This is a genomic window from Dactylosporangium cerinum (assembly GCF_042653625.1).
Taxonomy (GTDB): domain Bacteria; phylum Actinomycetota; class Actinomycetes; order Mycobacteriales; family Micromonosporaceae; genus Dactylosporangium; species Dactylosporangium cerinum.
Genome location: NZ_JBHSIU010000042.1, coordinates 1 through 26,072, shown reverse-complemented (window position 1 = coordinate 26,072; position 26,072 = coordinate 1). Strand labels below are relative to the sequence as shown.

27 protein-coding genes are annotated in these 26,072 nt (G+C 71.7%); 19 read left to right on the top strand and 8 right to left on the bottom strand.

The genetic code is table 11. The features are described 5' to 3' along the window. Positions 1 to 35: 35 nt before the first annotated feature. Entirely contained in the window at positions 36 to 2,735 is a 2,700-nt protein-coding gene (locus ACFPIJ_RS33300) for a discoidin domain-containing protein (RefSeq protein WP_380121008.1), read from the top strand. Positions 2,736 to 2,841: 106 nt separating this feature from the next. Here the strand turns inward: ACFPIJ_RS33300 and ACFPIJ_RS33295 are convergent, their stop codons facing one another. Genes ACFPIJ_RS33295 through ACFPIJ_RS33285 form a run of 3 tightly spaced genes read right to left on the bottom strand, consistent with a single transcriptional unit; the run spans position 2,842 to position 8,122 of the window. Then, positions 2,842 to 3,687 (bottom strand): FadR/GntR family transcriptional regulator, encoded by an 846-nt coding sequence (locus ACFPIJ_RS33295; RefSeq protein WP_380121006.1) that lies wholly within the window; start codon positions 3,685 to 3,687, stop codon positions 2,842 to 2,844. Then, positions 3,684 to 7,163, bottom strand: a complete 3,480-nt coding sequence (locus ACFPIJ_RS33290; RefSeq protein WP_380121004.1) for an indolepyruvate ferredoxin oxidoreductase family protein — start codon at positions 7,161 to 7,163, stop codon at positions 3,684 to 3,686. The genes ACFPIJ_RS33295 and ACFPIJ_RS33290 overlap by 4 nt, the downstream gene beginning before the upstream one ends. Beyond that, the gene (locus ACFPIJ_RS33285; protein ID WP_380121002.1) at positions 7,160 to 8,122 is read right to left on the bottom strand and encodes a hypothetical protein; all 963 of its coding nucleotides are present in this window, start codon (positions 8,120 to 8,122) and stop codon (positions 7,160 to 7,162) included. Before ACFPIJ_RS33285 ends, ACFPIJ_RS33290 begins: the two co-directional genes overlap by 4 nt. Before the next feature lie 77 nt (positions 8,123 to 8,199). Between ACFPIJ_RS33285 and ACFPIJ_RS33280 the strand changes: the two genes are divergently transcribed. The 13 genes from ACFPIJ_RS33280 (at position 8,200) to ACFPIJ_RS33220 (ending at position 19,675) form a co-directional block, all read left to right on the top strand. Continuing rightward, entirely contained in the window at positions 8,200 to 9,042 is an 843-nt protein-coding gene (locus tag ACFPIJ_RS33280) for an enoyl-CoA hydratase/isomerase family protein (protein ID WP_380121000.1), read from the top strand. Further along, positions 9,039 to 10,121 (top strand): acyl-CoA dehydrogenase family protein, encoded by a 1,083-nt coding sequence (locus tag ACFPIJ_RS33275; protein ID WP_380120998.1) that lies wholly within the window; start codon positions 9,039 to 9,041, stop codon positions 10,119 to 10,121. The genes ACFPIJ_RS33280 and ACFPIJ_RS33275 overlap by 4 nt, the downstream gene beginning before the upstream one ends. Continuing rightward, the gene (locus tag ACFPIJ_RS33270) at positions 10,122 to 11,300 is read left to right on the top strand and encodes an acyl-CoA dehydrogenase family protein (protein WP_380120996.1); all 1,179 of its coding nucleotides are present in this window, start codon (positions 10,122 to 10,124) and stop codon (positions 11,298 to 11,300) included. Beyond that, complete coding sequence (locus ACFPIJ_RS33265) at positions 11,297 to 12,118, top strand: enoyl-CoA hydratase/isomerase family protein (protein WP_203854129.1); 822 nt, start codon at positions 11,297 to 11,299, stop codon at positions 12,116 to 12,118. The genes ACFPIJ_RS33270 and ACFPIJ_RS33265 overlap by 4 nt, the downstream gene beginning before the upstream one ends. A 4-nt stretch (positions 12,119 to 12,122) precedes the next feature. Continuing rightward, positions 12,123 to 13,010 (top strand): amidohydrolase family protein, encoded by an 888-nt coding sequence (locus ACFPIJ_RS33260; protein WP_380120993.1) that lies wholly within the window; start codon positions 12,123 to 12,125, stop codon positions 13,008 to 13,010. Then, positions 13,007 to 14,062 carry a Gfo/Idh/MocA family protein gene (locus ACFPIJ_RS33255; RefSeq protein WP_380120992.1) on the top strand — a complete coding sequence of 352 codons (1,056 nt, stop codon included), beginning with the start codon at positions 13,007 to 13,009 and terminating at the stop codon, positions 14,060 to 14,062. The genes ACFPIJ_RS33260 and ACFPIJ_RS33255 overlap by 4 nt, the downstream gene beginning before the upstream one ends. Continuing rightward, positions 14,059 to 14,682, top strand: a complete 624-nt coding sequence (locus ACFPIJ_RS33250; protein WP_380120990.1) for a cysteine hydrolase family protein — start codon at positions 14,059 to 14,061, stop codon at positions 14,680 to 14,682. The genes ACFPIJ_RS33255 and ACFPIJ_RS33250 overlap by 4 nt, the downstream gene beginning before the upstream one ends. Continuing rightward, positions 14,673 to 15,422: an SDR family oxidoreductase gene (locus ACFPIJ_RS33245; protein WP_380120988.1), complete on the top strand. Its 750-nt coding sequence runs from the start codon at positions 14,673 to 14,675 to the stop codon at positions 15,420 to 15,422. The genes ACFPIJ_RS33250 and ACFPIJ_RS33245 overlap by 10 nt, the downstream gene beginning before the upstream one ends. A gap of 74 nt (positions 15,423 to 15,496) precedes the next feature. Beyond that, positions 15,497 to 16,324 (top strand): ABC transporter ATP-binding protein, encoded by an 828-nt coding sequence (locus ACFPIJ_RS33240; RefSeq protein ID WP_380120986.1) that lies wholly within the window; start codon positions 15,497 to 15,499, stop codon positions 16,322 to 16,324. Positions 16,325 to 16,326: 2 nt separating this feature from the next. Next, on the top strand, positions 16,327 to 17,214 hold the full coding sequence (locus ACFPIJ_RS33235) for an ABC transporter permease (protein WP_380120983.1): 888 nt from the start codon (positions 16,327 to 16,329) through the stop codon (positions 17,212 to 17,214). Positions 17,215 to 17,250: 36 nt separating this feature from the next. Then, the gene (locus ACFPIJ_RS33230; protein WP_380120981.1) at positions 17,251 to 18,339 is read left to right on the top strand and encodes an ABC transporter substrate-binding protein; all 1,089 of its coding nucleotides are present in this window, start codon (positions 17,251 to 17,253) and stop codon (positions 18,337 to 18,339) included. Positions 18,340 to 18,342: 3 nt separating this feature from the next. Continuing rightward, entirely contained in the window at positions 18,343 to 18,633 is a 291-nt protein-coding gene (locus tag ACFPIJ_RS33225; protein WP_380120978.1) for a hypothetical protein, read from the top strand. Between the two features lie 67 nt (positions 18,634 to 18,700). After that, complete coding sequence (locus ACFPIJ_RS33220) at positions 18,701 to 19,675, top strand: zinc-binding dehydrogenase (RefSeq protein ID WP_380121096.1); 975 nt, start codon at positions 18,701 to 18,703, stop codon at positions 19,673 to 19,675. Here the strand turns inward: ACFPIJ_RS33220 and ACFPIJ_RS33215 are convergent. Then, positions 19,648 to 20,580 carry a TIGR03619 family F420-dependent LLM class oxidoreductase gene (locus tag ACFPIJ_RS33215; RefSeq protein ID WP_380120976.1) on the bottom strand — a complete coding sequence of 311 codons (933 nt, stop codon included), beginning with the start codon at positions 20,578 to 20,580 and terminating at the stop codon, positions 19,648 to 19,650. The genes ACFPIJ_RS33220 and ACFPIJ_RS33215 overlap by 28 nt on opposite strands. 139 nt (positions 20,581 to 20,719) lie before the next feature. Here ACFPIJ_RS33215 and ACFPIJ_RS33210 point away from each other — a divergent pair, with 139 nt between their 5' ends. Next, complete coding sequence (locus tag ACFPIJ_RS33210; RefSeq protein WP_380120974.1) at positions 20,720 to 21,226, top strand: nuclear transport factor 2 family protein; 507 nt, start codon at positions 20,720 to 20,722, stop codon at positions 21,224 to 21,226. A gap of 20 nt (positions 21,227 to 21,246) precedes the next feature. Here ACFPIJ_RS33210 and ACFPIJ_RS33205 read toward each other — a convergent pair whose 3' ends face one another. From ACFPIJ_RS33205 to ACFPIJ_RS33195, 3 genes are all read right to left on the bottom strand, one after another. Continuing rightward, positions 21,247 to 21,462: a hypothetical protein gene (locus ACFPIJ_RS33205; RefSeq protein ID WP_380120972.1), complete on the bottom strand. Its 216-nt coding sequence runs from the start codon at positions 21,460 to 21,462 to the stop codon at positions 21,247 to 21,249. A 123-nt stretch (positions 21,463 to 21,585) separates the two neighbouring features. Beyond that, the gene (locus tag ACFPIJ_RS33200) at positions 21,586 to 21,951 is read right to left on the bottom strand and encodes a putative quinol monooxygenase (RefSeq protein ID WP_465252341.1); all 366 of its coding nucleotides are present in this window, start codon (positions 21,949 to 21,951) and stop codon (positions 21,586 to 21,588) included. 71 nt (positions 21,952 to 22,022) lie between these two features. Then, positions 22,023 to 22,595, bottom strand: a complete 573-nt coding sequence (locus ACFPIJ_RS33195) for a TetR/AcrR family transcriptional regulator (RefSeq protein WP_380120969.1) — start codon at positions 22,593 to 22,595, stop codon at positions 22,023 to 22,025. A gap of 234 nt (positions 22,596 to 22,829) precedes the next feature. On the opposite strand from ACFPIJ_RS33195, the gene ACFPIJ_RS33190 reads away from it, so the two are divergent. Then, positions 22,830 to 23,111: a DUF4190 domain-containing protein gene (locus ACFPIJ_RS33190; RefSeq protein WP_380120967.1), complete on the top strand. Its 282-nt coding sequence runs from the start codon at positions 22,830 to 22,832 to the stop codon at positions 23,109 to 23,111. Between the two features lie 45 nt (positions 23,112 to 23,156). Here the strand turns inward: ACFPIJ_RS33190 and ACFPIJ_RS33185 are convergent, their stop codons facing one another. After that, the gene (locus ACFPIJ_RS33185; RefSeq protein ID WP_380120965.1) at positions 23,157 to 23,744 is read right to left on the bottom strand and encodes a hypothetical protein; all 588 of its coding nucleotides are present in this window, start codon (positions 23,742 to 23,744) and stop codon (positions 23,157 to 23,159) included. 233 nt (positions 23,745 to 23,977) lie between these two features. Between ACFPIJ_RS33185 and ACFPIJ_RS33180 the strand changes: the two genes are divergently transcribed. From ACFPIJ_RS33180 to ACFPIJ_RS33170, 3 genes are all read left to right on the top strand, one after another. Next, a complete protein-coding gene (locus ACFPIJ_RS33180) occupies positions 23,978 to 24,688 on the top strand; it encodes a lytic polysaccharide monooxygenase (protein WP_380120963.1) in 711 nt (236 codons plus the stop codon). A gap of 117 nt (positions 24,689 to 24,805) precedes the next feature. Beyond that, positions 24,806 to 25,609 carry a molybdate ABC transporter substrate-binding protein gene (gene modA, locus ACFPIJ_RS33175; RefSeq protein ID WP_380120961.1) on the top strand — a complete coding sequence of 268 codons (804 nt, stop codon included), beginning with the start codon at positions 24,806 to 24,808 and terminating at the stop codon, positions 25,607 to 25,609. 101 nt (positions 25,610 to 25,710) lie between these two features. Next, positions 25,711 to 26,072, top strand: a 362-nt coding sequence (locus ACFPIJ_RS33170) for a carbohydrate-binding protein (RefSeq protein WP_380120959.1), incomplete at its 3' end; no start/stop codon positions are given.

Here is a 26,072-nt window from a genome sequence, read left to right as displayed (position 1 = left end):
CACCGCCGACATCCCAGCTTCACGAAGGAGTCCCTATGGAATGGTCGGAACCCCGCCCCGGCCATCGACGTTCATCCGGATCATTGACGAGCCGGCGCACGCTGCGCGTGGTCACCCTCGTGACCGCGTTGGCGGCCCTGCTGGTTGCGTACATCGTCGTGGTCACGACCCGCGCCAACGCGGCTGAGACCCTGCTGTCGCAGGGCCGGCCGACGACCGCCTCGTCAACGGAGAACGCCGGTACCCCCGCCAGCAGCGCGACCGATGGCAACACAGGCACCCGCTGGTCGAGCGCCTTCAGCGTGCCGCAATGGATCCAGGTCGACCTCGGTTCCTCCCAGTCGATCACCCGGGTCGCATTGAACTGGGAGGGGGCCTACGCCACCGCCTTCCAGATCCAGACCTCCGCCGACGGCACCACCTGGACGAACGTCTACTCCACCACGACCGGCACCGGCGGCCAGCAGAGCCTGCCGGTCACCGGCACCGGTCGCTACGTGCGCGTCAACGCGACCGCGAAGGCCACCCAGTGGGGTGTGTCGCTGTGGGAGTTCCAGGTCTTCGGTGGCACGCCCGACACGCCGGGTGGCTGTGGCACCACCAACGCGGCGCAGGGCAAGCCGGCAACCGCTTCGTCGATCGAGAACGCCGGCACCCCGGCTTCAGCCGCATTTGACGGCAACACCGGCACCCGCTGGTCCAGCGCGGCCGCCGACCCGCAGTGGCTCCAGGTCGACCTGGGCGCGGCCGTGTCCGTCTGCGGCGTCTCGCTGAACTGGGAGGCCGCCTACGCGACCGCCTACCAGATCCAGGTGTCCACCAACGGCACGACCTGGACGAACATCTACAGCACGACCGCCGGCACCGGCGGTGTCCAGACCCCGGCCGTCACCACGACGACCGGTCGCTACGTGCGCGTGAACGGCACCGCCCGAGCCACCCAGTGGGGCTACTCGCTCTGGGAGTTCCAGGTCTTCACCGGCTCCGGCCCGTCGGGCTCGACCTCGGCGTCGCCCAGCACGTCCCCCAGCACCCCGACCCTCCCGACCTCCGACACCCCTGACCTGGGCGCGAACGTGCGGATCTTTGATCCGTCCACGTCGGCGGCGACCATCCAGGCGGCGGTGGACCAGGCGTTCAACGCGCAGCTGCGCAGCCCGACCGCGCAGTTCGGCACCCAGCGCTACGTGTTCCTCTTCAAGCCCGGCACGTACGGGCGGGTGTGGGCCAACGTCGGTTTCTACACCACGGTCGCCGGTCTCGGCCTGAACCCCGACGACGTGACGATCAACGGCGCGGTCAACGTCGACTCCGGGTGGAACTTCGGCGACGAGCTCAACGCGACCCAGAACTTCTGGCGCAGCGTGGAGAACCTGTCGATCGTGCCCGAGGGCGGCACCAACCGGTGGGCCGTCTCCCAGGCCGCCCCGATGCGCCGGGTACACATCCGCGGCAACCTGACCCTGGCACCGTCGAACCAGGACAACGGTCAGGGCTACTCCAGCGGCGGCTACCTGGCCGACTCCGTGGTCGACGGCGTCGTGTCCTCCGGCTCCCAGCAGCAGTGGTACAGCCGCGACAGCCGGATCCAGCGCTGGGATGGCGGCGTCTGGAACATGGTCTACTCCGGCGTGCAGGGCGCCCCGCCCAACGCGTTCCCGAACCCGCCGCACACCACCCTGGCGACCACCCCCGTCACCCGCGAGAAGCCCTACCTGTACGTCGACAGTGCCGGCCTGTACCGCGTCTTCGTACCTGCAATTCGGCGCAACTCCGCAGGCGCCACCTGGCCCAACACCGCCGGCACCTCGATCCCGATGCGGGAGTTCTACGTCGCCAAGCCCGGTGACAGCGCCGCCCGGATCAACTCCGCCCTCGCCCAGGGCCTGAACCTGTTCTTCACCCCCGGCACCTACGCCCTCGACCAGACCATCAGAGTCACCCGCCCCAACACCGTGGTCACCGGCATCGGCTTCCCGACCCTGATCCCGAACAACGGCGTCGAGGCCCTGAACGTCGCCGACGTCGACGGCGTCAAGATCAGCGGCTTGACCTTCGACGCCGGGACGACGAACAGCCCGACGTTGATGAGCATCGGGCAGGCCGGCGTCCACACCGACCACGCCGCGAACCCGATCAGCCTGCAGGACGTCTTCTTCCGCATCGGCAGCAGCGTCCAGGGCAAGGCCACCACCACCCTCGCCGTGCACAGCGACGACACGATCATCGACCACATCTGGGCCTGGCGGGCCGACCACGGCGGCGCACCCACCGGCTGGACGGTGAACACCGGCGACACCGGCCTCATCGTCAACGGCGACGACGTCCTCGCCACCGGCCTGTTCGTCGAGCACTACCAGAAGTACGAGGTGATCTGGAACGGCAACCGCGGACGGACGATCTTCTTCCAGAACGAGAAGCCGTACGACGTGCCCAACCAGGCAGCCTGGATCGGCCCCCGGGGCAACGGCTACGCCGCCTACAAGGTCGCCGACACCGTCACCGACCACGAACTGTGGGGCGGCGGCTCGTACTGCTACTTCAGCGCCAACCCCGCCGTGCGGCTGGACCGGTCCTTCGAGGTGCCCAACCGGGCCGGCGTCCGGCTCCACAGCGTCATCACCGTCTCCCTCGGCGACGTAGGCACCATCGCCAACGTCGTCAACGACACCGGCGGCGCCGTCCCCAACCCCGCCGGCAACACCACGCCACGCCAGGTGGTGAACTACCCCTAACCCGTACCCCGTCAATCCCAGCGCAGTACCGACGTGAACCCGGCGGCCACCGGTGCAACCCGCACCGGTGGCCGCCGCCGTCACGGCCTGGACGTGGGACGCCGGGTCAGTAGTCCGGCGGGCGGATCAGCTGGGCGTTGACCACCACTGAGGGTTCGCCGCCGAGGTTGGCCTGGGGTTGGGTGTCCTCCTGGTGGCGGCGGGCCAGGATGGCGGCGCCTGGGCCGTCGCCCTGTTCGATGGCCTGGATCAGCTCGGCGTGGCTGTTGAGACTGCGGCGGGTGGCGTCGTCGCCGGGGATGCCGCCCTCGATCAATGTGCGGGCGGCCCATTCCTCCTCGTGGGCGTACCAGAGTCCTTCCAGCATGCCGGCCAGCAGCTCGAAGGTCTGGTTGCCGCAGTTGCGCACCAGGGCCTCGTGGAACTCCTTCATGCAGGCCACGAACTTGGCGAAGTCGCCGATGCTCTCCTCGGTGCGCTGCTGGATCTCGCGCAGGGCGGGCACGACCGTCTCCATGCGGTCCGGTCTGGTCGCGCACATCTCGGCGCAGACCGGGTCGAGGCGGCGCACGGCCAGGCCGAGGTCCTGCACGCTGACGTCGCGGGACTGCAGGACCAGGCCGAAGATGTAGCCGGCGCGTTCGAGCTGGGGCGGGTGCACCTCGGCGCCGCCGCGGTTGCCGCGGCGGATGGTGATGAGGCCCTCGGTCTCCAGGGTGCGCATGGCCTCACGGACCGACGGCATGCTGACCCGGAACTCCTCGAACAGCTCGTCCTGCTTCAGCAGCCCGTTGTCGGTGGTGAGCTCGCCACGCAGGATCCGGTCGCGCAGCTCGTCGGCGAGGCGCTCACCGACCCGGCGCCGCGCGAGCAGCGGGCCTTTCGTGCCGCCTTCGCGCTGCGGAACGGCCCGGCCTGGGGCGGGGTCCGACATGATCTTCGCCTCTTTCATCCGTCCACCTGGGAGGGTCGCGCCAGGACCGCCCGGAACCGGGTCACATTGGCGAGCTTGATGGTCTCATATCCGCGGACCAGATCCGGTGCCCGCGCCACCGTCAGGCAGCGGTCGAGGTCGTCGGCGTCGAGCGCGGCGAGCACCGCGGTGGTGTACTCGTCCGGCAGGGCGCGCTCCACCCGGCGGACCTCGGCCAGGCCGAACGGGTCGAACGCGGTGCCGCGCACCGACCGCATCGCCCGCAGCACCGCGAACGCCGGCCGGATCCAGCCACCCAGCGCGAGCTTGTGCCGCAGGCCGAGCGCCCGCAGGAACGGCGGGTGGATGTGGTAGCGCACCTGTGCCCGGGTGCCGTCGGGTGCGGCCTGCGCGCCGATGTCGACCTTCAGGTGCAGCCGGGCGACCTCGTACTCGTCCTTGTAGGCAAGCAGTTTGTACAGGTACCGGGCGAACTCCACGGACACCGTGTCCGTGCCGGACCGGCCGGCCTCGACGGCCACGACCTGCCGGACCGCGTCGACGTAGCGGCCGGCCAGCCGGGCGTGCTGGTAGTCGACCAGTTCGGCGGCCCGCGGTTCGGCGACCTCGCGCACCGCGGCCGGGAGCGCGGCCGCGTCGAGCAGCCGCCGGGCCACCGACAGCGCGCCGGGGGTCGGGTCGAGACCGGCCGCGCCCAGCCGGGCGGCCGCGGCGGGTTCGTCGAGCGTGACCGGGGCGATGACGTGCCGGCGGCCGGCCCGGAACGCCTCGATGTTCTGCTCGACGGCGACGCCGTTGAGCCGGATCGCCTCCTCGATCGACGCGGCCGCGAGGGGCACCGCGCCGGTCTGGTACGCCACGCCGAGCAGCACGATGTTGGCCGTGGTCTCGTCGCCGAACAGGGTGCGGCTGAGCCGGGCCGCGTCGACGGCGGTGGTGCGGCCGGCCGCGTCCCGGATGCGGTCCAGCAGTTCGCCGGCCGGCGGCAGGGTGGTCGCGATGTTGGTGACCACAGCCGCGGTCGGGGTGACCGAGGACGCGACGACCGACACCGTGCGCTGCGGGTCGGTGCGCGCCAGGTGCTGCGGCGCCGCCCCGCTGAGCAGGTCGAACACCAGGTAGAGGTCGGCCTGGCCGGCGCTGACCGCAGCGGTGCGGTCGTCCACCGGGGTGGCGCTGATCTGCAGGTGGGACACCACCGCTCCGGCCTTCTGGCTCATGCCGGTCTGGTCGAGGCCGGCGGTGTACCGCCCGTCGAGCAGCGCCGCGGTGGCCAGGATCTGGTTCACCGTGACCACGCCGGTGCCGCCGATGCCGACCAGGTAGACGCCGTAGGCGCGGTCGCCGAGCGCCGCTTTCGCCGCTGGTTCGGCCGGTACCTCTCCCTCAATGCGGCGACGCGGCCGTGGGCGGGCGGCCGGGACGGTGCGGACCGTGACGAACGACGGGCAGTCGCCGTCCAGGCAGCTGAAGTCGGAGTTGCACGAGGTCTGATGGATCTGTGTCTTGCGGCCGAGTTCGGTGTCGACCGGCTGGACCGACAGGCAGTTGCTCTTCACCCCGCAGTCGCCGCAGCCTTCGCAGACCAGCTCGTTGATGACCACCCGGCGGTCGGGGGTGGGCAGCTTGCCGGAGCGGCGCAGCCGCCGGGCCTCGGCCGCGCAGACCTGGTCGTAGATGAGCACGGTGACGCCCTCGACCGTGCTGAGGCGTTCCTGCGCGGCGAGGATCTCCTCGCGTGGCAGCACGGTGACGCCGTCGGCGAGGTCGCGCACGCCGCGGTACCGGCCGGTGTCCTCGGCGCACACGATGATCCGGCTGACCCCCTCGGCGGCGAGTTCGCGGGTCAGCGCGGGCACCGACATGCCGCCGGCGATCTGCTGGCCGCCGGTCATCGCGACGTACCCGTTGAACAGGATCTTGAAGGTGATGTTGACGCCGGCGGCGACGCAGGCGCGGACCGCGAGCAGGCCGGAGTGCGAGTAGGTGCCGTCGCCGAGGTTCTGGAAGATGTGCCCGGTCTGCGAGAACGGGGCCATGCCGATCCACGGCACCCCCTCGGAGCCCATCGGGACCACCGGCAGCTTCTCGTTGCCGGCGATGCGGGGGTCGAAGTAGGACATGCCGTGGCAGCCGACGCCGCCGCCGACGACCGCGCCGTCGGGCAGGACGGTGGACCGGTTGTGCGGGCAGCCGCTGCAGTAGGCCGGTGCCCGGCCCAGCAGCGGCAGCAGGACCGGGCCCTTCGCCGCGGGGCGGGCCGGGGCGGGCTCGGGCAGGCCGAGCTCGCGCCGCAGGATCGGCTTGAGCTGGTCGGGGCCGAGCTCGCCGTGGGCCGGCACGAGCAGCCGGCCGGCACGGTCGCGCTTACCCACCACGGTCGGCCGGTGCGGGGTGGGATACAGCGCGTTGCGCACGGCGGACTCGATGAAGTCGCGTTTCTCCTCCACCACCACGATGTGCTGCAGGCCGTCGGCGAACCGCTCCACCACGGCGCGGTCCAGCGGGTAGATCATGCCGAGCTTCAACAGCCGCACACCCTGCTCGCGCAGGCCGTCGTCGTCCAGGCCGAGGTCGGTGAGGGCCTGCCGGACGTCGTAGTAGGTCTTGCCGGCCGCGACGATGCCGATCCGGGCGCCGTCCTGCGCGCCGTCGATGACGTTGAGGTTGTTGGCGGCGGCGAACGCGACGGCCGCGACGTGCCGGCGTTCGAGCAGGTCCCGCTCCCGGTCGACGAGGATGGTGGGGACCAGCTGGATCCGTTGCCGGTGCTGCCAGGGCTCGCCGTCGATGTCCAGTGCCGGGTGCCGCAGCGACAGCCTGCCGGGGTCCAGGCGCACCGAGCCGACCGAGTCGGCGACGCTGGTGACCACCTTCAGCCCGACCCAGCAGCCGCAGTACCGCGACAGCTCCAGGCCGGTCACGCCGAAGTCGAGCAGTTCCTGGACGGAGCCGGGCACCAGTACCGGCATCAGGGCGTCGTAGAAGGCGGTCTCGCTCTGGTTGGGCAGCGACGAGGACTTGGCCGCCGGGTCGTCGCCGGCCACTGCGAGGACCCCGCCGAGCGGGCTCACGCCGAACTGGTTGGCGTGCTTGAAGGCGTCGCCGCACCGGTCCACGCCCGGGGCCTTGCCGTACCAGAGGCCGAACACGCCCTGCAGCCCGTCGCGGAACCCACCGGGGGACGGCTGCTGGGTGCCGAACACGACGGCCGCGGCGAGCTCCTCGTTGACGCCGGGCACGTGCCGCACGTCCTCGGCGGCCAGGGTCGCGGCGGCCCGGTGCAGGGTGAGATCCAGCCCGCCGAGGGGCGATCCGGGGTACCCGGACGCGAGCCCGCCGGTGCGCAGCCCGGCGGCCCGGTCGAGCCGGTGCCGGTCCAGCAGGATCCGGGTGATCGCCTGGGTGCCGGTGAGCACGACGGTGCCGTCGTCGGCGTCGTAGCGGTCCGTCAGCTGGTACCCGGTCGGCGCCGTTGTCACCACGTCGGTCATGGGGTTCCTGAGCCCTTCGTTGCGGGGATGGCGGACGCGTCGGCGGCCGTGGGTAGCCGGGTCACGGCGGACGGGTCGCGCGGATCCTTGTAGAGCAGGATCGTGCAGGTGCCGGGGTCGAGCCCGGCCGGGCAGAGGTTCACCGGCCACGGCGCGCCGAGGCGCTCGCGGGCCATCTCGACGTGCCAGATCGGCACGTGGGTGCGGTAGACGGTGGTCGGCCGGCCGCCCCAGGTGACCGGGTGCGGGTCGGTGACGACGGCGAGCCCGAGCCCGGCGGTGAACCGGCCGTCGGTGACCTGGCGTGCGCAGGTGCCGCAGGGGTCCTGCACGATCGTGAACTTCTCGTCGTCCTCGCTGACCGCAAGGTCCGTGAAGTGTCCCTGCAGCAGGTGCACGAGGTTCGCCAGGCGCTCGGCCACGGGCCGGTCGATGTCGCGCATGAGGCCACGCAGGGCGTCCTCGCCGCGGCGGCGGTGGAACACCTCCAGCTCGTCCGGGCCGTAACTGGCGTGCACCTGCGACAGCAGCGCGGACAGCCAGTCGCGCAGCACGTCGATGACCGAGCGCCAGGCGGCCTCCCGGTCGTCGAAGAGCGCGAGCGCGCCGCTCGTGTCGCCGCGGGCGACGGCCGCCGCGACGTCGTCGGCCATCGGCGCCGGCACCTCGTCGCGGACCGGGCCCACGCCCGCGTAGGCGGCGAAGAAGGCCACGGTGCGGGTGGTCAGCAGGCGAAGGCCGTCGCGGCCGTGCCGTTCGGCGGCGGTGTCGAGGATGGTGGCGACCCAGTCGAGGTAGCGCTCGCGCTGGCCCCGGTGCTCCCGTTCGAGGATCGCGAGGCGCCCCCGGAGGTCGTCCACAGTGGACCTCGAGGCGGCGCGCACGCGGTCCCGGGGCGACGTGGACAGCTCCCGGAGCTCCTCGTCGGTGCACACCCGACCCTGCCGACCTGCGGTCACGTCGCCCTCCCCGGCCACCCTTGACGCTAAGGATATAACCTTATAACCTTCGGGCTGTGATGCACAACACACACTTGATGACCAGCGAAGATGCGGAACCCACGACAGTGCGGGTCGCCATCGACGCCGGCGTCGCGTGGGTCGAGCTCAACCGCCCCGAGGTGTTGAACTCGTTCGACGAGACGATGCTGCGCGAGCTGGCCGCCCTGTGGGCACGGCTGCGCCTCGACGACGAGGTGCGGGCCGTGGTCGTCACCGGAGCCGGCGAGAAGGCGTTCTGCACCGGCTACGACCGCTCCGGCCTCGACCCCACCGATGACCCGGCCGCCGACGTCGACGGGTCCGCCCAGTTGTTGAAAGCGAGCAGCCCGTTCCTGCGCGCCGACGTCGGCGACTTCCTCGGCCCCAAGTCCTGCGGCCTGTGGAAGCCGGTCATCGCCGCGGTCAACGGCATCGCCTGCGGCGGCGCGTTCTACCTGCTCGGCGAGGCCGACATCATCATCGCCGCGGACACCGCCACGTTCTTCGACCCGCACACCACGTTCGGCATGCCCGCCGTGTTCGAGCCGCTGCACCTGCTGCGCCGCATGCCGCTGGGCGAGGTGCTGCGGCTGACCCTGCTCGGCTCTGCCGAGCGGATGTCCGCCCGGCGCGCGCTGGAGATCGGCCTGGTGTCCGAGGTGGTGCCCGGCGACCAGCTGCGCGCGGCGGCGGCAGCGGTCGCCGGCACCATCGCCGCCCTGCCGCCGCTCGCGGTCCAGGCCACCCTGCGGGCCATCTGGATCGGCTCGGAGATGGCGCCCGGCCAGGCGCTCGGCGTCGCGCACGCGCTCGTCGCCGCCGGCACCGACCCGGCCGCCCTCGCCGCCGGCCAGGACGCGTTCCGCGCCGGCGGCCGGCCGAAGTGGCGGCTGCGATGATGGACTTCGCCCTCTCCAGCGAGCAGCTCGACCTCCGCGCGGGCCTGACCGCCGTGTTCGCCGACCACTCGACGCCGGCCCGGGTCCGGGCGGCCGAGCCGCTGGGCTTCGACCCGGCGCTGTGGGCGGTGCTCGGCGGGTTCGGCTTCCCGCACCTGGCCGGCTCCCGCGACGGCACCCCGGCCCGGCTGGCCGACCTCGCCGTCGCCGCCCAGGACGCCGGCGCCTGCCTCGCCTCGGCGCCGCTGGTGGAGACCCTGGTCGCGACCCGGCTGCTGGACCGCCTCGGCCTCGCCGCCGGCGACGACCTGGTCACCTTCTCCCCCCGCCCGGCCATGGCCGGCGTCGCCCGGACCGTCCCGTGGGCCGCCGTCGCCGACCGCGTGATCGCCTGGGACGGCCACTCCGGCGGAAGGGACGGCGACCCGGACAGCAGCCGGAGCGGGGCGCAGGACGGGCGCTGGCACGACGGCGTCGGGGGCCGGATCGTCATCGCCGGGCCCGGCCACGACGTCGAACGGCCGAAGCAGACCCTCGCCGCGCTGGCGATCGGTCACGCCGACCTCACCGGCGCGACCGTCCTCGCCGAGGGACCGTCGGCGGCGACAGCCTTCGCCGAGGCCCGCGCCGACTGGCAGATCCTCACCGCGGCCACCCTCGCCGGCATCGCCGCGGCCGGGCTGGACCTCGGCGTGCAGTACGCGAAGACCCGCCACCAGTTCGGCCAGCCGATCGGCGCCTTCCAGGCCCTCGCCCACCAGCTGGCCGACGCCGCCGCCCTCGTCGACGGCGCGCAGCTGCTGGTCCAGGAGGCGGCCTGGGCCGCCGACACCGGCAACCCCCGCCGGCACGGCCTGGCCGCGATGGCCGCCGCGTTCGCCGGCCGGGCCGCCCGCCAGGCCACCGACCGCAGCCTGCACGCGCACGGCGGCTACGGCTACACCCTCGAATACGACATCCAGCTGTACTTCCGCCGGGCCAAGGCACTGAGCCTGCTCAGCGGCGGCGAGTCCGCAGCCGTCGACGCCGTCGTCGCGCTCGCGCTGGCCGACACCGACTCCGACACAGGGCGGCGGTAGATGGACTTCGAACTCTCCGCGGCGCAGCTGCGCTTCCGCGACGAGGTCCGGCAGTTCCTGGCCGGGCTGCCACCGCAGACGTCGGCGGCCGTGCACGACACCGGCACGCTGCACAGCTGGGACGTGCACCGGGCGATGGCCGGACGCGGCTGGCTGAAGGCGGCCTGGCCGGTCGAGCAGGGCGGGCAGGGCCGGGACCCGTTCGAGATGGCCACCCTCAACGAGGAGTTCGCCCGGGCCGGCATCCCGATCGAAGGCTGGCTCATCGCCGAGCTGGTGGCCAAGACGCTGCAGATCGTCGGCACGCCGCAGCAGCGGCACGAGGTCATCCCGGCCATCCTCGGCGGCGAGATCCTGCTGTGCCTGGGCTACTCGGAGCCGGACTCGGGCTCCGACGTGGCCGCGGCCCGCACCCGGGCCACCCGCGACGGCGACGACTGGGTCATCGACGGCCAGAAGATGTTCACCACGATGGCGCACGAGGCGAGCTACGTCTTCCTGCTCGCCCGCACCAACCCTGACGTGCCCAAGCACCGCGGCCTGACCATGTTCCTGGTGCCGCTGGACGCCGACGGGGTCCAGGTCCGCCCGGTGCACACCCTCGGCGGGGAACGCACCAACGCCACGTTCTACGACCGGGTCCGGGTCCCGGACAGCGCACGGGTCGGCGAGGTCGACGGCGGCTGGGACGTCATGATGGTGGCGCTCGCCTTCGAGCGGCAGCCGGCCGCGGCCGGGCACCTGCTGCACCTGCTGGGCCGCGCAGTGCACTGGGCCCGCACGGCCGGCCCGGACGGGCCGGCGCCGATCGAGCGGCCCGAGGTGCGCGCCTGCCTGGCCCGGGCGTACACCGACCTCGAGGTGAGCCGCCTCATGGGGTACCGGATGACCTGGCTGACCTCACGCGACGTCCTGCCGCACACCGAGGGGTCCCTGGCGAAGCTGTTCAGCTCCGAGGCGCTGATGCGGGCCGCGGCGTCCCTGATGGATGTCGTCGGCGCCGACGGGCTGCTCGCCGGGCACGGCACCGGCGCCCCCGCCGACGGCTGGATCGAGCACGAGTTCCGGCACTCGGTCGTGACCACCATCTACGCCGGCACCAGCGAGATCCAGCGCGGCATCATCGCCGAACGGCACCTGGGCCTGCCCCGCGCCACAGCCCGGCGGGCCGGGTCATGACCGCCGAGCAGGACGTGACGCAGCAGGTGCGCTGCACCGTCGAGGGCGGCGTGGCCCGGATCGTGTTCGACCGCCCCGAGCGGCGCAACGCGCTCGGCCCGCCGCAGCGCGAACGGCTGATCTCGCTGCTGGCCGAGGCCGGCGCGGCGGTCGAGGTGCGGGCGGTCGTGCTCTCCGCGGTCGGCCGGGCCTTCTGCGCCGGCGGCGACCTCGGCCTGCCGAAGCCCGCTCCGCCCGCCGACGGCCGGCCGGACCGGGTGGTCGGCGCCACCGGGCCCGCGGTCCGCAGCGCGCAGGCCCTCATCGCCGCGGTCCTCGACTGCCCCAAGCCGGTCATCGCCGCGGTCAACGGGGTGGCCGCCGGCATGGGCGCCCAGCTCGCCCTCGCCGCCGACGTCGTCGTCGCCTCGACCAGCGCCCGGTTCGCTGAGCTGTTCATCACCCGCGGGATCGTGCCGGACGCCGCGGCGGCGTACCTGCTGCCCCGCATCCTCGGGCTACACCTGGCGAAGCGGCTGCTGCTGCTCGGCGGCGACCTGAGCGTCACCGACGCCGAACGTCTCGGCATCGTGCACCAGGTGGTCGAGCCCGACGACCTGCCGGCCGCCGCCGACGCGCTCGCGGCCCGGTTCGCGGCCGGGCCGACCGTCGCGATCGGCCTGGCGAAGCGCCTGCTGAACCAGTCGCTGGACTCGGACCGGGTCTCGGCGTTCCACCAGGAGGAGATGGCGGTGGCGATGAACGTGTGGACCGAGGACAGCGCCGAAGGGCTGCGCAGCTTCGCGGAGAAGCGCGACCCGGTCTTCCGGGGGTGGTGACGCAATGCCCAGGCCCACCGACATCGGCGTGATCGACCTGATGATGGGGATCCCGAAAGGACCCGGCGACGACAGCTGGCGCCGGTTCCTCGGCGCCCAGCTGCGCGACCAGGAGAGCCGCGAGACCTACCGGTTCCCCGCCGAGTACATGTACAAGAGCCTGCCGGACCAGCGGTTCAGCGCCGACGGCGCGGCGGCCGTGCTGGGCGAGATGGACCGCTTCGGCGTCGAACGCGGCATGATCACCGTCAGCTTCGACGACGAGCTCGCCGTCGCCGCGCTCAAGGACCACCCGCAGCGGTTCCTCGGGGCGTTCCCCGTCGATCCCAACGCCGGGATGGAGGGTGTACGGGCGCTGCGACGGGCCGTCGAGGAGCTCGGCGTGGTCGCGGCGAGCGCGATGCCCAGCGGTCTCAACCCGCCGGTGCCGATCAACGACAAGCGGTTCTACCCGCTGTACGCCGCCTGCGTCGACCTGGACATCCCGATCTTCGTCTGCGCCGGCGTGCCCGGGCCCCGGATCCCGTTCGCGGCCCAGGAGGTCGCCCTCATCGACGAGGTCTGCTGGTACTTCCCCGAGCTGCGTTTCGTCACCCGGCACGGCTGCGAACCGTGGGTCGACCTGGCCGTGAAGCTGCTGCTGAAGTGGCCCAACCTGTACTACTCGACCAGCGCGTTCGCGCCGAAGTACTACCCGCGGCAGATCCTGGACTTCGCCAACACCCGCGGCGCGGACAAGGTGCTCTACGCCGGCTACTTCCCGATGGGCCTGTCCCTGGAGCGTATCTTCACCGAGCTGGACGACCTGCCCCTGCACGACGACGTGTGGGAGAAGTTCCTGCGCACCAACGCACTGCGGGTGCTGGGCCTGGACCGCGGGGGCATGGCATGACCCGGCTTGCGATCGTCGTGGGCACAGGCTTCGGGCTGCGGGTGCATGTGCCGGCGCTGCGGGCGGCCGGGTTCGAGGTGGCCGCGCTGGTCGGCCAGGACGCCGAGCGGACCACCCGGCGGGCCGCGCGGGTCGGCGTGCCGGCCGGGTTCGACTCCCTCCAGGCCGCGCTGCGGGCCACCGACGCCGAGATCGTCACCATCGCCACACCCCCGGACACGCACGCCGAGCTCGCCGGGCTGGCCGTCGCGGCCGGGCGGCACGTCATCTGCGAGAAGCCCCTCGCGCTGTCGGTCGAGCAGGCCGAGGCGATGACGAAGGCGGCCGACGCGGCCGGTGTCGTCGCGCTGGTCGGCACCGAGTTCCGGTGGGACCCCGCGGTCGAGGCGGTCCGCGCCGCGATCGCCGGCGGCCGCATCGGCCGGCCGCACACGGTCACGGTCGTGCGATCCTACCCGATCCTCGCCGACGCCGAAGCGGGCGCGCCCGGCTGGTGGTTCGACCCGGCCCGCGGCGGCGGGTGGCTCCGCGCGAACGGCACCCACCTGCTGGACCAGCTGCACCTGTGGCTCGGCCCGATCGCCGAGGTGTCGGCCACGCTGGGCCAGGCGGTGCCCCGCCCCGGCGGCGGCGCCGACGACGGCTACGGCGTGCTGCTGCGCACCGCGTCCGGCGCGGTCGGGATCATCCAGGAGTGCGCGGCGGTCTGGGGCGCGCCGGTCGAGGTGACCCGGGTGGCCGGCACCGCCGGCACCGTGTCCATCGTGGACGGCCGGGCCCACCTCGAGACCGCCGACGGGACCCACGACCTGAGCGCCGCACCGTCGCATCCAGACGCAGCTGACAGCAGCCGCCCGTGGACCGCGGCCGAGATCGCCGCCTACACCGGTCTGGCGGGCTGGCTGTACCGCCACCTCGATGACGGCAGCACCGGCGAGCAACGTCCGGCCACCTTCGCCGACGGCCTGGCCGTGCTGCGGGTCGTCGAGGCGATCCAGGCGTCGGCCGAGCAGGGCCACGCCGTCACCATCACGCCCGGAGGTGGCCCATGAGCCGTCCACTCGACCCCGCGGTGGTCCGCCCCGACGGCACCGCGGTCGTGACGATGGAACTGCAGCGCGGCATCGTCGGCCCCGAGAGCCTGGTGCCGGAGCTGGGCGAGCAGCTGCGGGCCGCCGGTGGCGTCGGCAACGTGCGCCGCCTGCTGACTGCGGCACGCCCCGCCGGGGTCGCGGTCGTGCACGCCACCGTCGCCCGCCGGGCCGGTGGGCGGCCGGGCCTGACGAACGCGCCGATCCTGGAGCGCGCCGCGGCCATGCCCGAGCACCTGCGCACCGGCTCGGTGTCCGCACAGGTGCTGGCGGAGATCGGGCCGGAGGACGGCGACGTCACCGTCGAGCGGCTGCACGGCGTGACCCCGTTCACCGGCACCGACCTCGACGCGACCCTGCGCGGCCTCGGCGTGCGCACGATCGTCCTGGTCGGCGTGTCGGTGAACATGGGCATCCTCGGCGCCTCGATGGAGGCGGTGGGGCTCGGGTACCGCGTGGTGGTGCCGGTCGACGCGGTGGCCGGCGTCCCGGCCGACTACGCCGCCGAGGTGATCCGTTACAGCCTGCGCCATCTCGCCACGCTGTCCACAGTGGACGAGGTGGTGGCGGCATGGACCTGACCGGACGTACAGTCGCCGTCGCGGGCGTGGGCCCGGGGCTGGGCCGCGAGCTCGCTCTGACCTTCGCCGGGGCCGGCGCGAACCTTGCCCTGCTGGCCCGCAGCGCCGGCTACCTGAACGAGGTCGCCGGCGAGGTCGAGGCGGCCGGCCGGGCCGCGCTGCGCCTCCCGACCGACCTCACGGACCGGGCCCGCTGCGCCGAGGCCGCCGAACGCATCGGCGAGCGGTACGGCGCCGTCGACGTCCTCGTGCACAACGCGTTCTCCCGGCCGCCGCTCGGCTCGCTCGGCGACCGTACCGCCGCCGACTGGCACGCGGCGGTCGACGGCAACATCCTGTCGGCCACCAACCTGCTGTACGAGCTGCTGCCGCTGATGCGGGGGCGCCCGGCGGCGGTCGTGCTGGTCAGCTCCATCTCGGCGCGCCGGCCGCACCCCGGCTCCGGCATCTACGCCGTGGTGAAGTCGGCGATGCTCACCCTGGTCCAGGTCCTGGCCCGCGAGCTGGGCCCGCACTCGGTCCGGGTCAACGCCGTCGTGCCCGGATACATCGAGTCGGACAACCTGGAGGCGTTCCTCGCCGACGCCGACGCCCGGCGGGCCGCGCTGGAGGGGACCTGTCTGGGCCGGTTCGTGACGGCCCGGGAGGTGGCTGACGTGGCCGCCTTCCTCGGCTCGCCCGCCGCCGCGGGCGTGACCGGGCAGACGCTCGACGTCAACGCAGGCCAATGGTTCGGCTGACCCGTCAGACACCCCGGCACCTGAGGACACCCGCCACCTGAGGACACCCCGCCCCTGAGGACACCTGGAGCACAGTGGACACACAGACACGGCAAGCGACCGCGGCCCCGCCGACGGCACCCGCGGGCGCCAAGCTGCTCGCGTCCGGCGTGGAGCGGCAGTTCATCTCCGGCAAGAGCCGCGTGCACGCCCTGGGCCCGTTCGACCTGCGGGTCGCCGACGGCGAGTTCGTCTGCCTGGTCGGCCCGTCCGGCTGCGGCAAGTCGACGTTTCTGCGCATCGTCAACGGCCTGCTGCCACCGACCGCGGGCACCCTGGACCTGTGGCTGGACGAGGGCCGGGCAGACACGTCCATGGTCTTCCAGGACTACGGGGTGCTGCCGTGGAAGACCGTGCTGGCCAACGTGCGGTTCGGCCTGGAGATGGCGAAGGTCCCCCGGCGGGAGGCCAACGAGCGGGCGATGGAATGGATCCGCCGGATCGGGCTGAGCGGCTTCGAGAAGGCGTACCCGGCCACGCTGTCCGGCGGCATGCGGCAGCGGGTCTCGATCGCCCGCGCATTGGCCGTGCAGCCGCAGATCCTGCTCATGGACGAGCCGTTCGCGGCCGTGGACGCGCAGATGCGAGTGGTGCTGCAGGAGGTGCTCCTCAAGGTCTGGGAGGAGGACCGGCGCACCGTCATCTTCGTCACCCACAGCCTCGAGGAGGCGCTCGTCCTCGGCGACCGCGTGGTCGTCGTGTCGGCCCGGCCCGGCCGGGTCGTCAGTGACATCACCGTGCCGTTCGGCCGGCCCCGCGCCAGCGACGTGCGCCGCACGCCCGAGTTCGCGGAGCTGCACCAGAACGTGTGGGACGTGCTGCGCGACGAGGTCCAGGCCTCGCTCGCGGCGGGAGAGGAGTAGCTGTGGCCCAGACCATGCAGAAGCCGGCGTCGGCACCGGGGAACGTCCGGCTGGTGCGCCGCGAGGCCTCCGCCACCCCGGAGCGGGCCGCGGTCCGCCGGCGCCGTCGCCGGCTGGCCGAGATCGTGCTGGGCTTCGGCGCGCCGGTGGTGCTGTTCGTGGTGTGGCAGGTGGCCGCGACCAGCGGCGCGGTCAACCCGCTGTTCTTCCCGCCGCCCACCGAGGTCTGGAAGGCGGCCCTGCAGCTCGTCGAGAGCGGCGAGCTGTTCGACCACCTCTGGGCCAGCCTGACCCGGGTGCTCATCGGCTGCGCCATGGGCGTGGTGACCGGCGTGGCCGCCGGCATCGCCCTCGGCGCCTCCCGCTGGGTCCGGGCCACCCTCGAACCGTTGCTGTCGGCGCTGTACACGGTGCCGAAGCTGGCCATCTTCCCGTTGCTGCTGCTCATCTTCGGGCTCACCGACACGGCCCTGAACGTGGCCATCGGGATGACCGTCTTCTTCTTCATGTGGGTCAGCACCATGGCCGCATTCCTGGCGGTGAGTCCGGGTCACCGCGAGGTGGCGCAGAGCTTCCAGGCCGGCCCGTGGCTGACCTTCCGTCATGTGCTGTTCCCGGCCGCGCTGCCGCAGATGTTCATCGGTCTGCGGATGTCGGTCAGCGTCGCCGTGCTGATGATGGTCGGCGTCGAGTTCACCCAGGCGAACAAGGGCATCGGCTATCTCATCTGGTACTCCTGGACGCTCTTTCAGGCGCCCCGGATGTACGTCGGCATCGTGGCGGTCGCCCTCATGGGTCTGCTGCTGAGCAATGTCGTCAAGTGGGTGTCGCTGCTCGTGCTGCCGTGGGCTCGCGTCGAGATCGAAGGCGGCGACCGGAACCTCCTGTAAATCGGTTTCCCCTCCCCCAGTAAGGAAGACGCAAAGATGCGCCGATCAGCCGCCCTGTTCGTCGTCGCCGTGCTCGCCGTCCCGCTGTTGTCCGCCTGCGGCGACGACGGCTCGACCCCGTCCTCCACTCCCACCGGAACCCAGGCCACCAGCGCCCCGGCCCCCGGCCCGACCGGGCCGAACACCCCCGCGCCGAAGCCGTTGCCGAGCGAGGTCACCGTCAACGCCTCGCTGCCCTTCCGCAACATCGAGGCGTATGCACCATTACTGCTCGCCGAATATTTCGGGGAGTTCAAGAAGGAAAACATCAAGATCAACATCCAGCTGGTACAGACGAACAACCTCGTCGTGGTGATGCAGAAGGGCGACATCGACGTGGCGCCCGCCGCGCCGTCGGCCGGGCTGTTCAACGCGATCGCCGGTGGCGCCGACATCAAGGGCATCGGCGGCGGCGTCGGCTGGAGCCCCGCCAACCACCAGGGCTACTACGTGCGCAAGAGCCTGCTCAAGCCCGACGGCTCGTTCAGCTGCGCCGACCTGAAGGGCAAGAAGGTCTCCACCGGCTCCGCCACCGGCCTCGGCTCCCCCGCCGTGGTCGAGCTGGCCGCCTACCTGAAGACCTGCAACCTCACCGTCAAGGACGTCACGATCGTGCCGCTCGGCGGCGCCGACCTGCTGGCCGGGCTCGACTCGGGCTCGGTGGACGCCGGCAACCTCAGCGACCCGGTCTGGACCACCGCCGAGAAGACCGGGCACAAGCTCATCATCCCGTTCACCGCGTCCATCACCAGCTACTGGATGGGCAAGATCCGCACCGAGAAGCCGGACGTGGCCGCGGCCATCGTGCGCGCGCTGGTCCGCACCAGCCGCACCTATCTGCAGGGCGACTACCGCAGCAACCCGCAGGTGAAGGAGGGGCTGATCAAGGCCCTGGGCGCCACCGAGGCCCAGGTGACCGGGCCGTCCAGCCTGGTGTTCGACCCCGACTTCAAGTTCCCCATCGGCAACATCGCACCGATCGAGTCCGCCTGGGCCGAGATCGGTGGCATCGTCAACTTCACCAAACCCCTGGCCGACGACAAGCTGTTCGACGACACGCCGCGCCAGACGGCGCTGGCCGCGTAGCCGATGCGGAAGTTCCTCGCCGTCGGCCACCACGGCCCGGTCGATCCTGAGCTGGGACTGAGGATCGCCGACGTGGCCGTGGACTGGATCTCGGCCAAGCTGGCCGACGGCACCTTCGACTGCCTGTACTCGATGGCCGGCGGGGGCCGGCTGATCGTCGCCAACGTCGACGACGAGGAGACCCTGCTGGCGATGCTGCGCGCGGCACCGGACGCACCACGCGAGTGGACGTTCACCGAGCTGTTCGACGGCATCGAGGTCATCCGCAACTACGTCGCGTCCATGCGGCCGTAATGCACGTTGCCGGGCGGTCCTGTGGGGCCGCCCGGCCTCTTTCTTGAGGGAGCCAGCATTGAGTGACATGTGGGCGGCCCAGCTCGTTGCCCCGTCGACGTTCGCCGACGTCCGCGTCCCGGCACCATCCCCGGCGGCGCTCGCCCCCGGCGAGGTGCTGCTGCGGGTCCGGGCCGGCGCGATCTGCGGCAGCGACATGCCCCTGTTCAAGGGCGCCGTCCAGCTACAGGGCGGGCTGGGCAATCACCCGGACGGCGCGCCACCCGGGCCGGGCTGCCCGATGCACGAGGTAGTGGGCGACGTGGTCGCCTCCCGCCACCCAGGCTTCACGCCCGGCACCACCGCGGTCGGCTGGGCCCTGGGCCAGGACGCGCTCGCCGACCTCGTCGTCACCGAAGGGGACTCCCTCGCACCCGACGACGGCACGCTCCCGCCGGCGCACGCCGTGGTCGCGCAGCCCCTCGCCTGCGTCATCTACGCGGTCGAACGGATGGGGGACGTCACCGGGCAGCGGGTCGCCGTCCTCGGCCAGGGACCGATCGGCATGCTGTTCAGCCACGTACTGAAGACCGCGGGCGCGGCCCACGTGGTCGGCGTCGACCGGATCGACCGGTCGGCACAGGCACGGACCTTCGGGGTGGACGAGCCGGTGCGGGCCTCGTGCGACCGCTGGGTCGCCTCGCTCGCCCCGGCCGACCGGCCGCGGGTGGTGGTCGAGTCCATCGGGCACCAGGTCGGCACCCTCGGCTGCGCCGTCGACGCGGCCGCGGACGGCGGCCTGGTCTACTACTTCGGGGTGCCCGACGACCTGGTCTACCCGGTGCCGATGCACACGTTCTTCCGCAAGGACCTGACCCTGCGGGCCGGCACCACCAAGGACCGCGGACGGGTGCTGCGGCTGGCCCAGCAGTACCTGCGGGAGCACCCGTCGATCCTGGACGCCTACGTCACCGACCGGCTGCCGATGACGCGCGTCCAGGAGGCCTACGACCGGGCCGCCGCGCCCCGGGCCGGTCAGCTCAAGGTGGTCGTCGAGGCGTGAACCGCGTCCCGGGCGTCGAGCAGGGGCTGCAGGAACTCCGGCAGCTCCTGCGGTGTCCGCACGAACGCCAGGGGGTGCACGATGACACAGTCGGCACCGGCCTCCCACAGCGCCCGCGCCTCCTGCAGCACCGGCGCGGCGCCGGCCTCCTCGGCGGTCCTGCCGTGCGTGACCAGCGTGGTGGCCGCGGTGACCGGGATCGCGGCCGGGTCCCGGCCGACCCGCACGCACTCGGCGCGGATGGCGGCGACCGCGGCCCGCACCTCCTCGACCGGCATCGGCGCCGCCCACCACCCCACGCCGTGGCGCACCACCCGCTCGATCGCCCGCGGGGTGGGGTGGAAGCCGAACGACAGCCGCAGGTCCGCGCCCTGCACCGGCACCGGCATGCTGTACAGGTCGGTGAAGTCCACCCGCTGCCCCGCGTGGGCCGCCGGTCCCCCGGCCCACAGTGCCCGGCAGACGGCGACCTGCTCCTCCAGGTAGCCGAAGCGGCGCTCGAACGGCCGCTCGGTGACCCGGTACTCCTCCTCCTGCCAGCCCGCCCCGAGGCCCACATCCAGCCGTCCGCCGCAGATGACGTCGAGCGTGGCGAGCTGCTTGGCCAGCAGCACGGCCGGGCGGATCGGCGCGATGAGGACGTTGGTGCCGAGCCGGGCCCGGGCGGTGACCCCGGCGACCGCGGCGAGGGCGGTCAGCGGCTCGAACCAGTTGGTGTCGATGGGATACGGGAAGCCGACGGCCACCCGGTCGCGGTGGGCCTGTTCGCTGATCGTCACATGGTCGGGCAGCACCAGCAGGTCCACGCCCATCCGGTCGGCCAGTCCGGCCGCCTCCAGGATGCCGGTGAAACGGCCGCCGTACAGCTCGTCCACGCTCATCAGGTTGAAGCCCAGCCGAGCCATCGCATCCCCACTTCCACCCACGAAAACCGTTGGCAGCCAACGGGTTCCCGAACCAAGCAAGTGCTTGGTAGCTTACCTGTGCGGCCCGGCAAAACACCAGGCCACGCGGGTCCACAACAGACAGTTGCGGGAGGTTCTGATGACGAACGAGGACATCGACCGGGCCGCCATCCGGGAGCTGGTGTGCCGGTACTGCCGGGGCGTCGACCGCCTCGACATGGAGCTGGTCCGCTCCTGCTACCACCCCGGCGCGATCGACCACCACACCGGCTTCGACGGACCCGTCGAGGAGTACGTCGCCTGGGTCGAGCCGAAGCTGCGCGGCTTCGACGGCACGATGCACCTGGTCGCCAACCACCTGGTCGAGTTCGCTGGAACCCGGGCACTGTCGGAGACCTACGGCACCGCCGTGCACTGGGGCTCCCCATCGGACTCCCCGCAGCTGAACTTCACCAGCGGCTTCCGCTACATCGACCTGCTCGAGCAGCGCGACGGCGAATGGCGCATCCTGGAACGCTACGCATCGCGGGAATGGACCCGCTCGGAGGCCAACCTGTTCGTCCCGCGCGAAGGCCCCGGCCCGGCCGGCCGCCGCGACCGGGACGACTACGTGTACCGGCTCCGCACCGACCTGCTCGCCCCGTGAGCACGACGGCGGCACGCTGCTCACCGGGGTAGGCGTGCCGGTGGTCCTCGGCGTAGACCAACGTCGCGGACCCAGTGGCTCTTGCTCTCGATCGACCAGTGGTTGCGCGCATGAGCGTTGATCTGCTCGGCGGTGGTGACCGGCTGCAAGCTGGTCACCCCATGCACGATTTCCCTGCCGACCCGCTGCTGGGTGGCGTCGAACACGTCGCGGCGCACCCGGAACACCTGCTGCACGTGCGGAAAGTCAACGCTGCGCTGATATGCCGATCGCGCGGTGGCCGTGGCGAGTGCTGCAAGCCGCGCTCGACGGTGTGCGGGTCGCTCGGCGCTAACGGCAGGGTGACGGGCCGGCGGGCGTTATGCCTGCAACGGAAGCTTGGATGCCACGATGTCGGTGTGGGTGAACGACGGCGGCTCGGCGAGCATCTCCATGTACGCGTCGTTGGTAATCCGGATCTTGCCGGCGTCGAGATGGAATTGCCGGCCAGCCGCATTCGGAAACGCGTCAACAACGGCGAAGCTGGTCGGCCCGAGGCGGATCGCCAGCCAGGCCGTGGTGTCAGGCTCGTCAAGGACCGCAGCGAGACCAGACTTGAGGGACGCCTCGAGGTCCGCCTCCCGGCCGGGTTTGGCCTCCAGCCGGACAAAGAGTCCCTTTGTCACTTTTGGTCCGACGTTCGCGGCGTGCTGGACCATCTCCGGTGCTCCTTCTGTCGTTTCCATTCTTCGACTCCCTTTTTGTAACTTCAGGTCAAAAATGTGGGCATGATGAGCCATCTGATCGGAGGATCAGGTCAGAGTGCTGCCATCACCGCATCAATGGTTCGCCGCAACCGTTGCGCATCCGTGGTTTTCGCCAGGACGGACATGCCGATGAACGAGGCGAGGATCAGGCTTGCCAGCTGCCGGGAATCACGGCCGGCCGTGATTTCTCCACTGCGTTGCCCCTCCTCGATCACGGCCTGGAACGCAGCCTCGATGCGATCGAACAATCGCCCGACCACCTCGGCCGCGACCTCGTCACATCCGGCCAACTCCACGGCCGTGTTGACCGCAAGACAACCACGGGGGGTCGGCGTGACATCCGTGTCGGCGAGCCGCAGCAGCGCCACCCGCAGGCGTTCGGTGACCGGGCCTGGCCGTTCCAGCGTCTCGACCACACCGGCCACCCGCATCTCGACGTAGCGCTGCAGCGCAAGGTCGAACAGCGCCCTCTTGCTGAAAAAGGTGCTGTAGAGACTGCCCTTGCCGATACCCAGCTCCGCAACGAGATCCTGAGGTGTGGTCTCGGCGAATCCTTTGCGCCAGAAGAGTTCCATCGCCTTGTTGACGGCTACGTCGGGATCGAACTGCTTGGGCCTCCCCATGTCAGCGACGCTACGTCATTCTGTACCTCCAAGTCAAGAACTTGGAGGAACGTCGCGGCTCCGGCCTCTCGTCGCTGGAAGGATCGCCAGGAATAGTCCAGGCAGCCAATGAAGCCGACCGGGTCGCGGCCCGCAACCCGCCACTCGGCAAATGATCGATGTCCTGGAGATCGAAAAGCTGCGATACTGCCCGGGCCATGATGGTGTGAAACCCGACGGGGAGCTGACGGACGTATGACCGAGCCACCGAATTTCCAGTACACCCCGCTTCCGCCCGTGAACACGTATGCCATCCTCGCCGCCGTCTTCGCCTTCGTCGTCTTCCCGCCGCTGGGGATCTACTTCGGAGGCAAGGCCAAGGAGCAGATCGCGCAGAGCGGAGAACGCGGGATCGAACTGGCCAACGTCGGTGTCATCGCCGGCTGGATCCTCAGCGTGCTCTTCGGGCTGTTCATCATCGTGTGGTGCGGCCTGGTCGGCACCGCGGTTTTCGGCGTATTCAACGGAGCAAACTGAGTCCCGGCCGGAGGAACGTGCGCAGGACCTCCGCTCCTGCCAGGCTCATTCCTCGAGCAGTACTTCGCGCAGACTCTTGACCGGCGGCGTCGCGCGTCTGCGCCGCTGCCGGACGTCCAGACGCCTCGCCAGCTCGGGGTGCGTGCGGGTGATCGCGTCGACGCCGTCCAGGGCGACGACGAGACCCGCACTCGCCGGATAGTCGTAGCCGACGCCCCGGCGCGCGAGCTTGAGCAGCCGGACGTTGGCCCGGCGCTCCAGTGCGGCGAACACGGCGTCGGTCGCCAGCGCCCCGCCCAGGCACAGCGGCGGCGCGAAGATCCCCACCAGCCACCGCAGCCAGCCGGGTTCGTCGGCGCCGGTGCCGGCGAAGATCTGCCAGTAGACGGCCACCATCGCGATGAGGACCAGCGCCGCGCCGATCAGCAGGCGGCGGCCCGGCTGCTTGAGCGGGTGGTGGAGCCCGGCCGTCACCAGCTCGCCGACGACCTCGTTCCACAACCTGTCATCGGTACTGACGCCTTCCACGATGCGGACGACGTTGACGGTGCCGTCGTGTTCGCCCATCAGCCCCGCCGATGCGATGCGCTCGTCCCGGTCGTCCAGGCCCGGCTTCAGCACGACCAGGTCCACCGCGTCGCCCCCGCACGATCGTGAACATCGACGTCCACCGGTACGGTACCGAGTCTCGCACGCGATCACTTCGCGGCGCCGCACCGGTTACAGGTGGGAACAGAGCGGCCCGGACCGGTGCCGCCGAAACTGTTGACAAACCTAACAGTATTGACGTTCCCTGATGGAAGGTCGACGTCGGTGGGCGGACCGGTCGTCAACGAAGGATGACCCACGCCTGCCGAAGGAGCGACATGACCCTCCGAAGAAGACTGGCAGTCCTCGCTGCCGCCCTCCTCACCGTCCCCCTGCTCGCCGTGATCTTCTCGGCCTCTCCGGCCAGCGCGCACGGCTGGATCACGAGCCCGCCGAGCCGCCAGGACCAGTGCGCCACCGGTGCCGTCGCCAACTGCGGCTCCATCCAGTACGAACCGCAGAGCGTCGAGGCTCCCAAGGGCTCCCGCAACTGCAGCGGCGGCAACAGCAACTTCACGGTGCTCGACCAGGAGAACAAGGGCTGGATCGTCACGAACATCAGCAGCTCGACCACGTTCTCGTGGCGCAACACCGCGATGCACCGCACGCTCAACTGGCAGTACTACGTGGACGGCAACCTGCACCAGACGTTCACCAACGGCAACGCGCAACCGCCGCAGGTCGTCAACCACAACGTCACCGGACTGCCCAGCGGGCGGCACAAGGTCCTCGCCGTCTGGAACATCTACGACACCGCGATGGCGTTCTACGCGTGCGTCGACGTCAACGTGGGTGGCGGCGGCGGTGGCCCCACCACCCCACCGCCGACCGGCGGTTGCGGCGCGGCGTGGAGCGCGTCGGCCGTCTACACCGGGGGCATGACCGTCTCGCACAAGAGCCGCAAGTACACCGCACGGTGGTGGACCCAGGGCGAGGAGCCTGGCACCACCGGGGAGTGGGGCGTCTGGCAGGACAACGGCGCCTGCTGATCCGGCAACCCCACTGATCACCAACAGGACCCGTCCGGCTCGGGCATCCCGGGCCGGACGGCTCCGAGCATTCGAGCGAGCGGAGCCGCCCCGATGAACCTGCGGAGCCTGAGCGGCGTGGCCGTTGTCGCAATGAGTCTCGCCCTGGCGGCGTGCACCAACACGTCGTCCGACTCCGGGCGCGCACCCGTCGCGGCGCCGGCCTCCGCCGGCCACGACCATCAGCACGCCGCCGGTGGACCGGTGGGGTCCGGCGCGCCGGGCGGGACGCTCGTCGTGCACGCCGCCGACGAGTTACGCGCCACGCTGACCCAGCTCGTGCCGAAGTTCGAGGAGGCGTTCCCGGGTGTCCGGGTCGCGGTGGAGTACGGCCGCGGCGCCGAGCACGCCGGGCACATCCTCGCCGGTGCACCGGTCGACGTGTTCGTGTCCGCGGACACCGTCGCCACCGCCCAGGTCACCGCCGGACACGTCCGCGGCGCGCCCGCCGTCGTGGCCCGCAACCCGATCGTCATCGCCGTCCCGCCGGGCACCGGGATCGCCGGCGTCACCGACCTTCCCGGCTCGCGGGTGGCGTTGTGCGCCGAGACCATCCCGTGCGGCCGGATGAGCCGTGCCGCGCTCGCCGCCGCATCGATCGACGTGCGTCCCGCTGCTGTCGACCCGGACCCGGCCACCGCCCTGAACCGGGTCCGCACAGGCACCGCCGATGCCGCGCTCGTCTACCGCACCGACGTCGTCGCTTCCGGCAACGACCTGCGCGCCCTCGACTTCGCCCAGGCGCTGCGCATCGCCGACGAGTACACCGCGATCAAGGTCTCGACCGGTTCCAACACCGTCGGCGCGGACGCGTTCGTGGGATTCCTCGGCTCCGCCCTGGCCCGGCATGTCTTCGCCGACGCCGGCCTGTCCCCCACCTGACTCTTACATTTAACAGTGTTAACTGCTAACTTCCTCTCCATCCATCGATGACGAGGAGTCCAATGAGATCTCAACGTCGTAAATTCGCACTGGCAGCGGGCGTGGCCCTGGCCATCGCAACAACCCTGGCCCTCGCGCCCACGCTCCAGGCACAGGCCGGCAGCGCCGCCGTCCAGGCCGCCTGCACCGCCCCGGTCTGGGCGGAAGGCAACACCTACACGGCGGGCACCCAGGTCACGTACCAGGGCCACACGTACCGGGCCCTGCAGACGCACACCGCCTATCCGGGCGCCGGCTGGACCCCGTCCACCACGCCGGCGCTGTGGACCGATCTCGGCACCTGCACCGGAGGCGGCGGCCCGACCACGCCCCCGCCGACCACGCCCGCGGGCACGCCGGGTGTGCCGGGCAACCTCCAGGTCACCGCGACCACCAACACCAGCTTCTCCCTCGCGTGGAACGC

Bases quoted from the DNA above. Each gene is read 5' to 3' on its own strand.
- ACFPIJ_RS33215 (WP_380120976.1), bottom strand. From the start codon at position 20,580: ATGGCTCGGCTGGGCTTCAACCTGATGAGCGTGGACGAGCTGTACGGC.
- ACFPIJ_RS33300 (WP_380121008.1), top strand. From the start codon at position 36: ATGGAATGGTCGGAACCCCGCCCCGGCCATCGACGTTCATCCGGATCA.
- ACFPIJ_RS33195 (WP_380120969.1), bottom strand. From the start codon at position 22,595: ATGGGGAGGCCCAAGCAGTTCGATCCCGACGTAGCCGTCAACAAGGCG.
- ACFPIJ_RS33295 (WP_380121006.1), bottom strand. From the start codon at position 3,687: ATGAAAGAGGCGAAGATCATGTCGGACCCCGCCCCAGGCCGGGCCGTT.
- ACFPIJ_RS33280 (WP_380121000.1), top strand. From the start codon at position 8,200: ATGACCAGCGAAGATGCGGAACCCACGACAGTGCGGGTCGCCATCGAC.
- ACFPIJ_RS33200 (WP_465252341.1), bottom strand. From the start codon at position 21,951: ATGGAAACGACAGAAGGAGCACCGGAGATGGTCCAGCACGCCGCGAAC.
- ACFPIJ_RS33260 (WP_380120993.1), top strand. From the start codon at position 12,123: ATGCCCAGGCCCACCGACATCGGCGTGATCGACCTGATGATGGGGATC.
- ACFPIJ_RS33220 (WP_380121096.1), top strand. From the start codon at position 18,701: ATGTGGGCGGCCCAGCTCGTTGCCCCGTCGACGTTCGCCGACGTCCGC.
- ACFPIJ_RS33245 (WP_380120988.1), top strand. From the start codon at position 14,673: ATGGACCTGACCGGACGTACAGTCGCCGTCGCGGGCGTGGGCCCGGGG.
- ACFPIJ_RS33255 (WP_380120992.1), top strand. From the start codon at position 13,007: ATGACCCGGCTTGCGATCGTCGTGGGCACAGGCTTCGGGCTGCGGGTG.
- ACFPIJ_RS33190 (WP_380120967.1), top strand. From the start codon at position 22,830: ATGACCGAGCCACCGAATTTCCAGTACACCCCGCTTCCGCCCGTGAAC.
- ACFPIJ_RS33265 (WP_203854129.1), top strand. From the start codon at position 11,297: ATGACCGCCGAGCAGGACGTGACGCAGCAGGTGCGCTGCACCGTCGAG.
- ACFPIJ_RS33275 (WP_380120998.1), top strand. From the start codon at position 9,039: ATGATGGACTTCGCCCTCTCCAGCGAGCAGCTCGACCTCCGCGCGGGC.
- ACFPIJ_RS33230 (WP_380120981.1), top strand. From the start codon at position 17,251: ATGCGCCGATCAGCCGCCCTGTTCGTCGTCGCCGTGCTCGCCGTCCCG.
- ACFPIJ_RS33290 (WP_380121004.1), bottom strand. From the start codon at position 7,163: ATGACCGACGTGGTGACAACGGCGCCGACCGGGTACCAGCTGACGGAC.
- ACFPIJ_RS33225 (WP_380120978.1), top strand. From the start codon at position 18,343: ATGCGGAAGTTCCTCGCCGTCGGCCACCACGGCCCGGTCGATCCTGAG.
- ACFPIJ_RS33250 (WP_380120990.1), top strand. From the start codon at position 14,059: ATGAGCCGTCCACTCGACCCCGCGGTGGTCCGCCCCGACGGCACCGCG.
- ACFPIJ_RS33210 (WP_380120974.1), top strand. From the start codon at position 20,720: ATGACGAACGAGGACATCGACCGGGCCGCCATCCGGGAGCTGGTGTGC.
- ACFPIJ_RS33180 (WP_380120963.1), top strand. From the start codon at position 23,978: ATGACCCTCCGAAGAAGACTGGCAGTCCTCGCTGCCGCCCTCCTCACC.
- ACFPIJ_RS33270 (WP_380120996.1), top strand. From the start codon at position 10,122: ATGGACTTCGAACTCTCCGCGGCGCAGCTGCGCTTCCGCGACGAGGTC.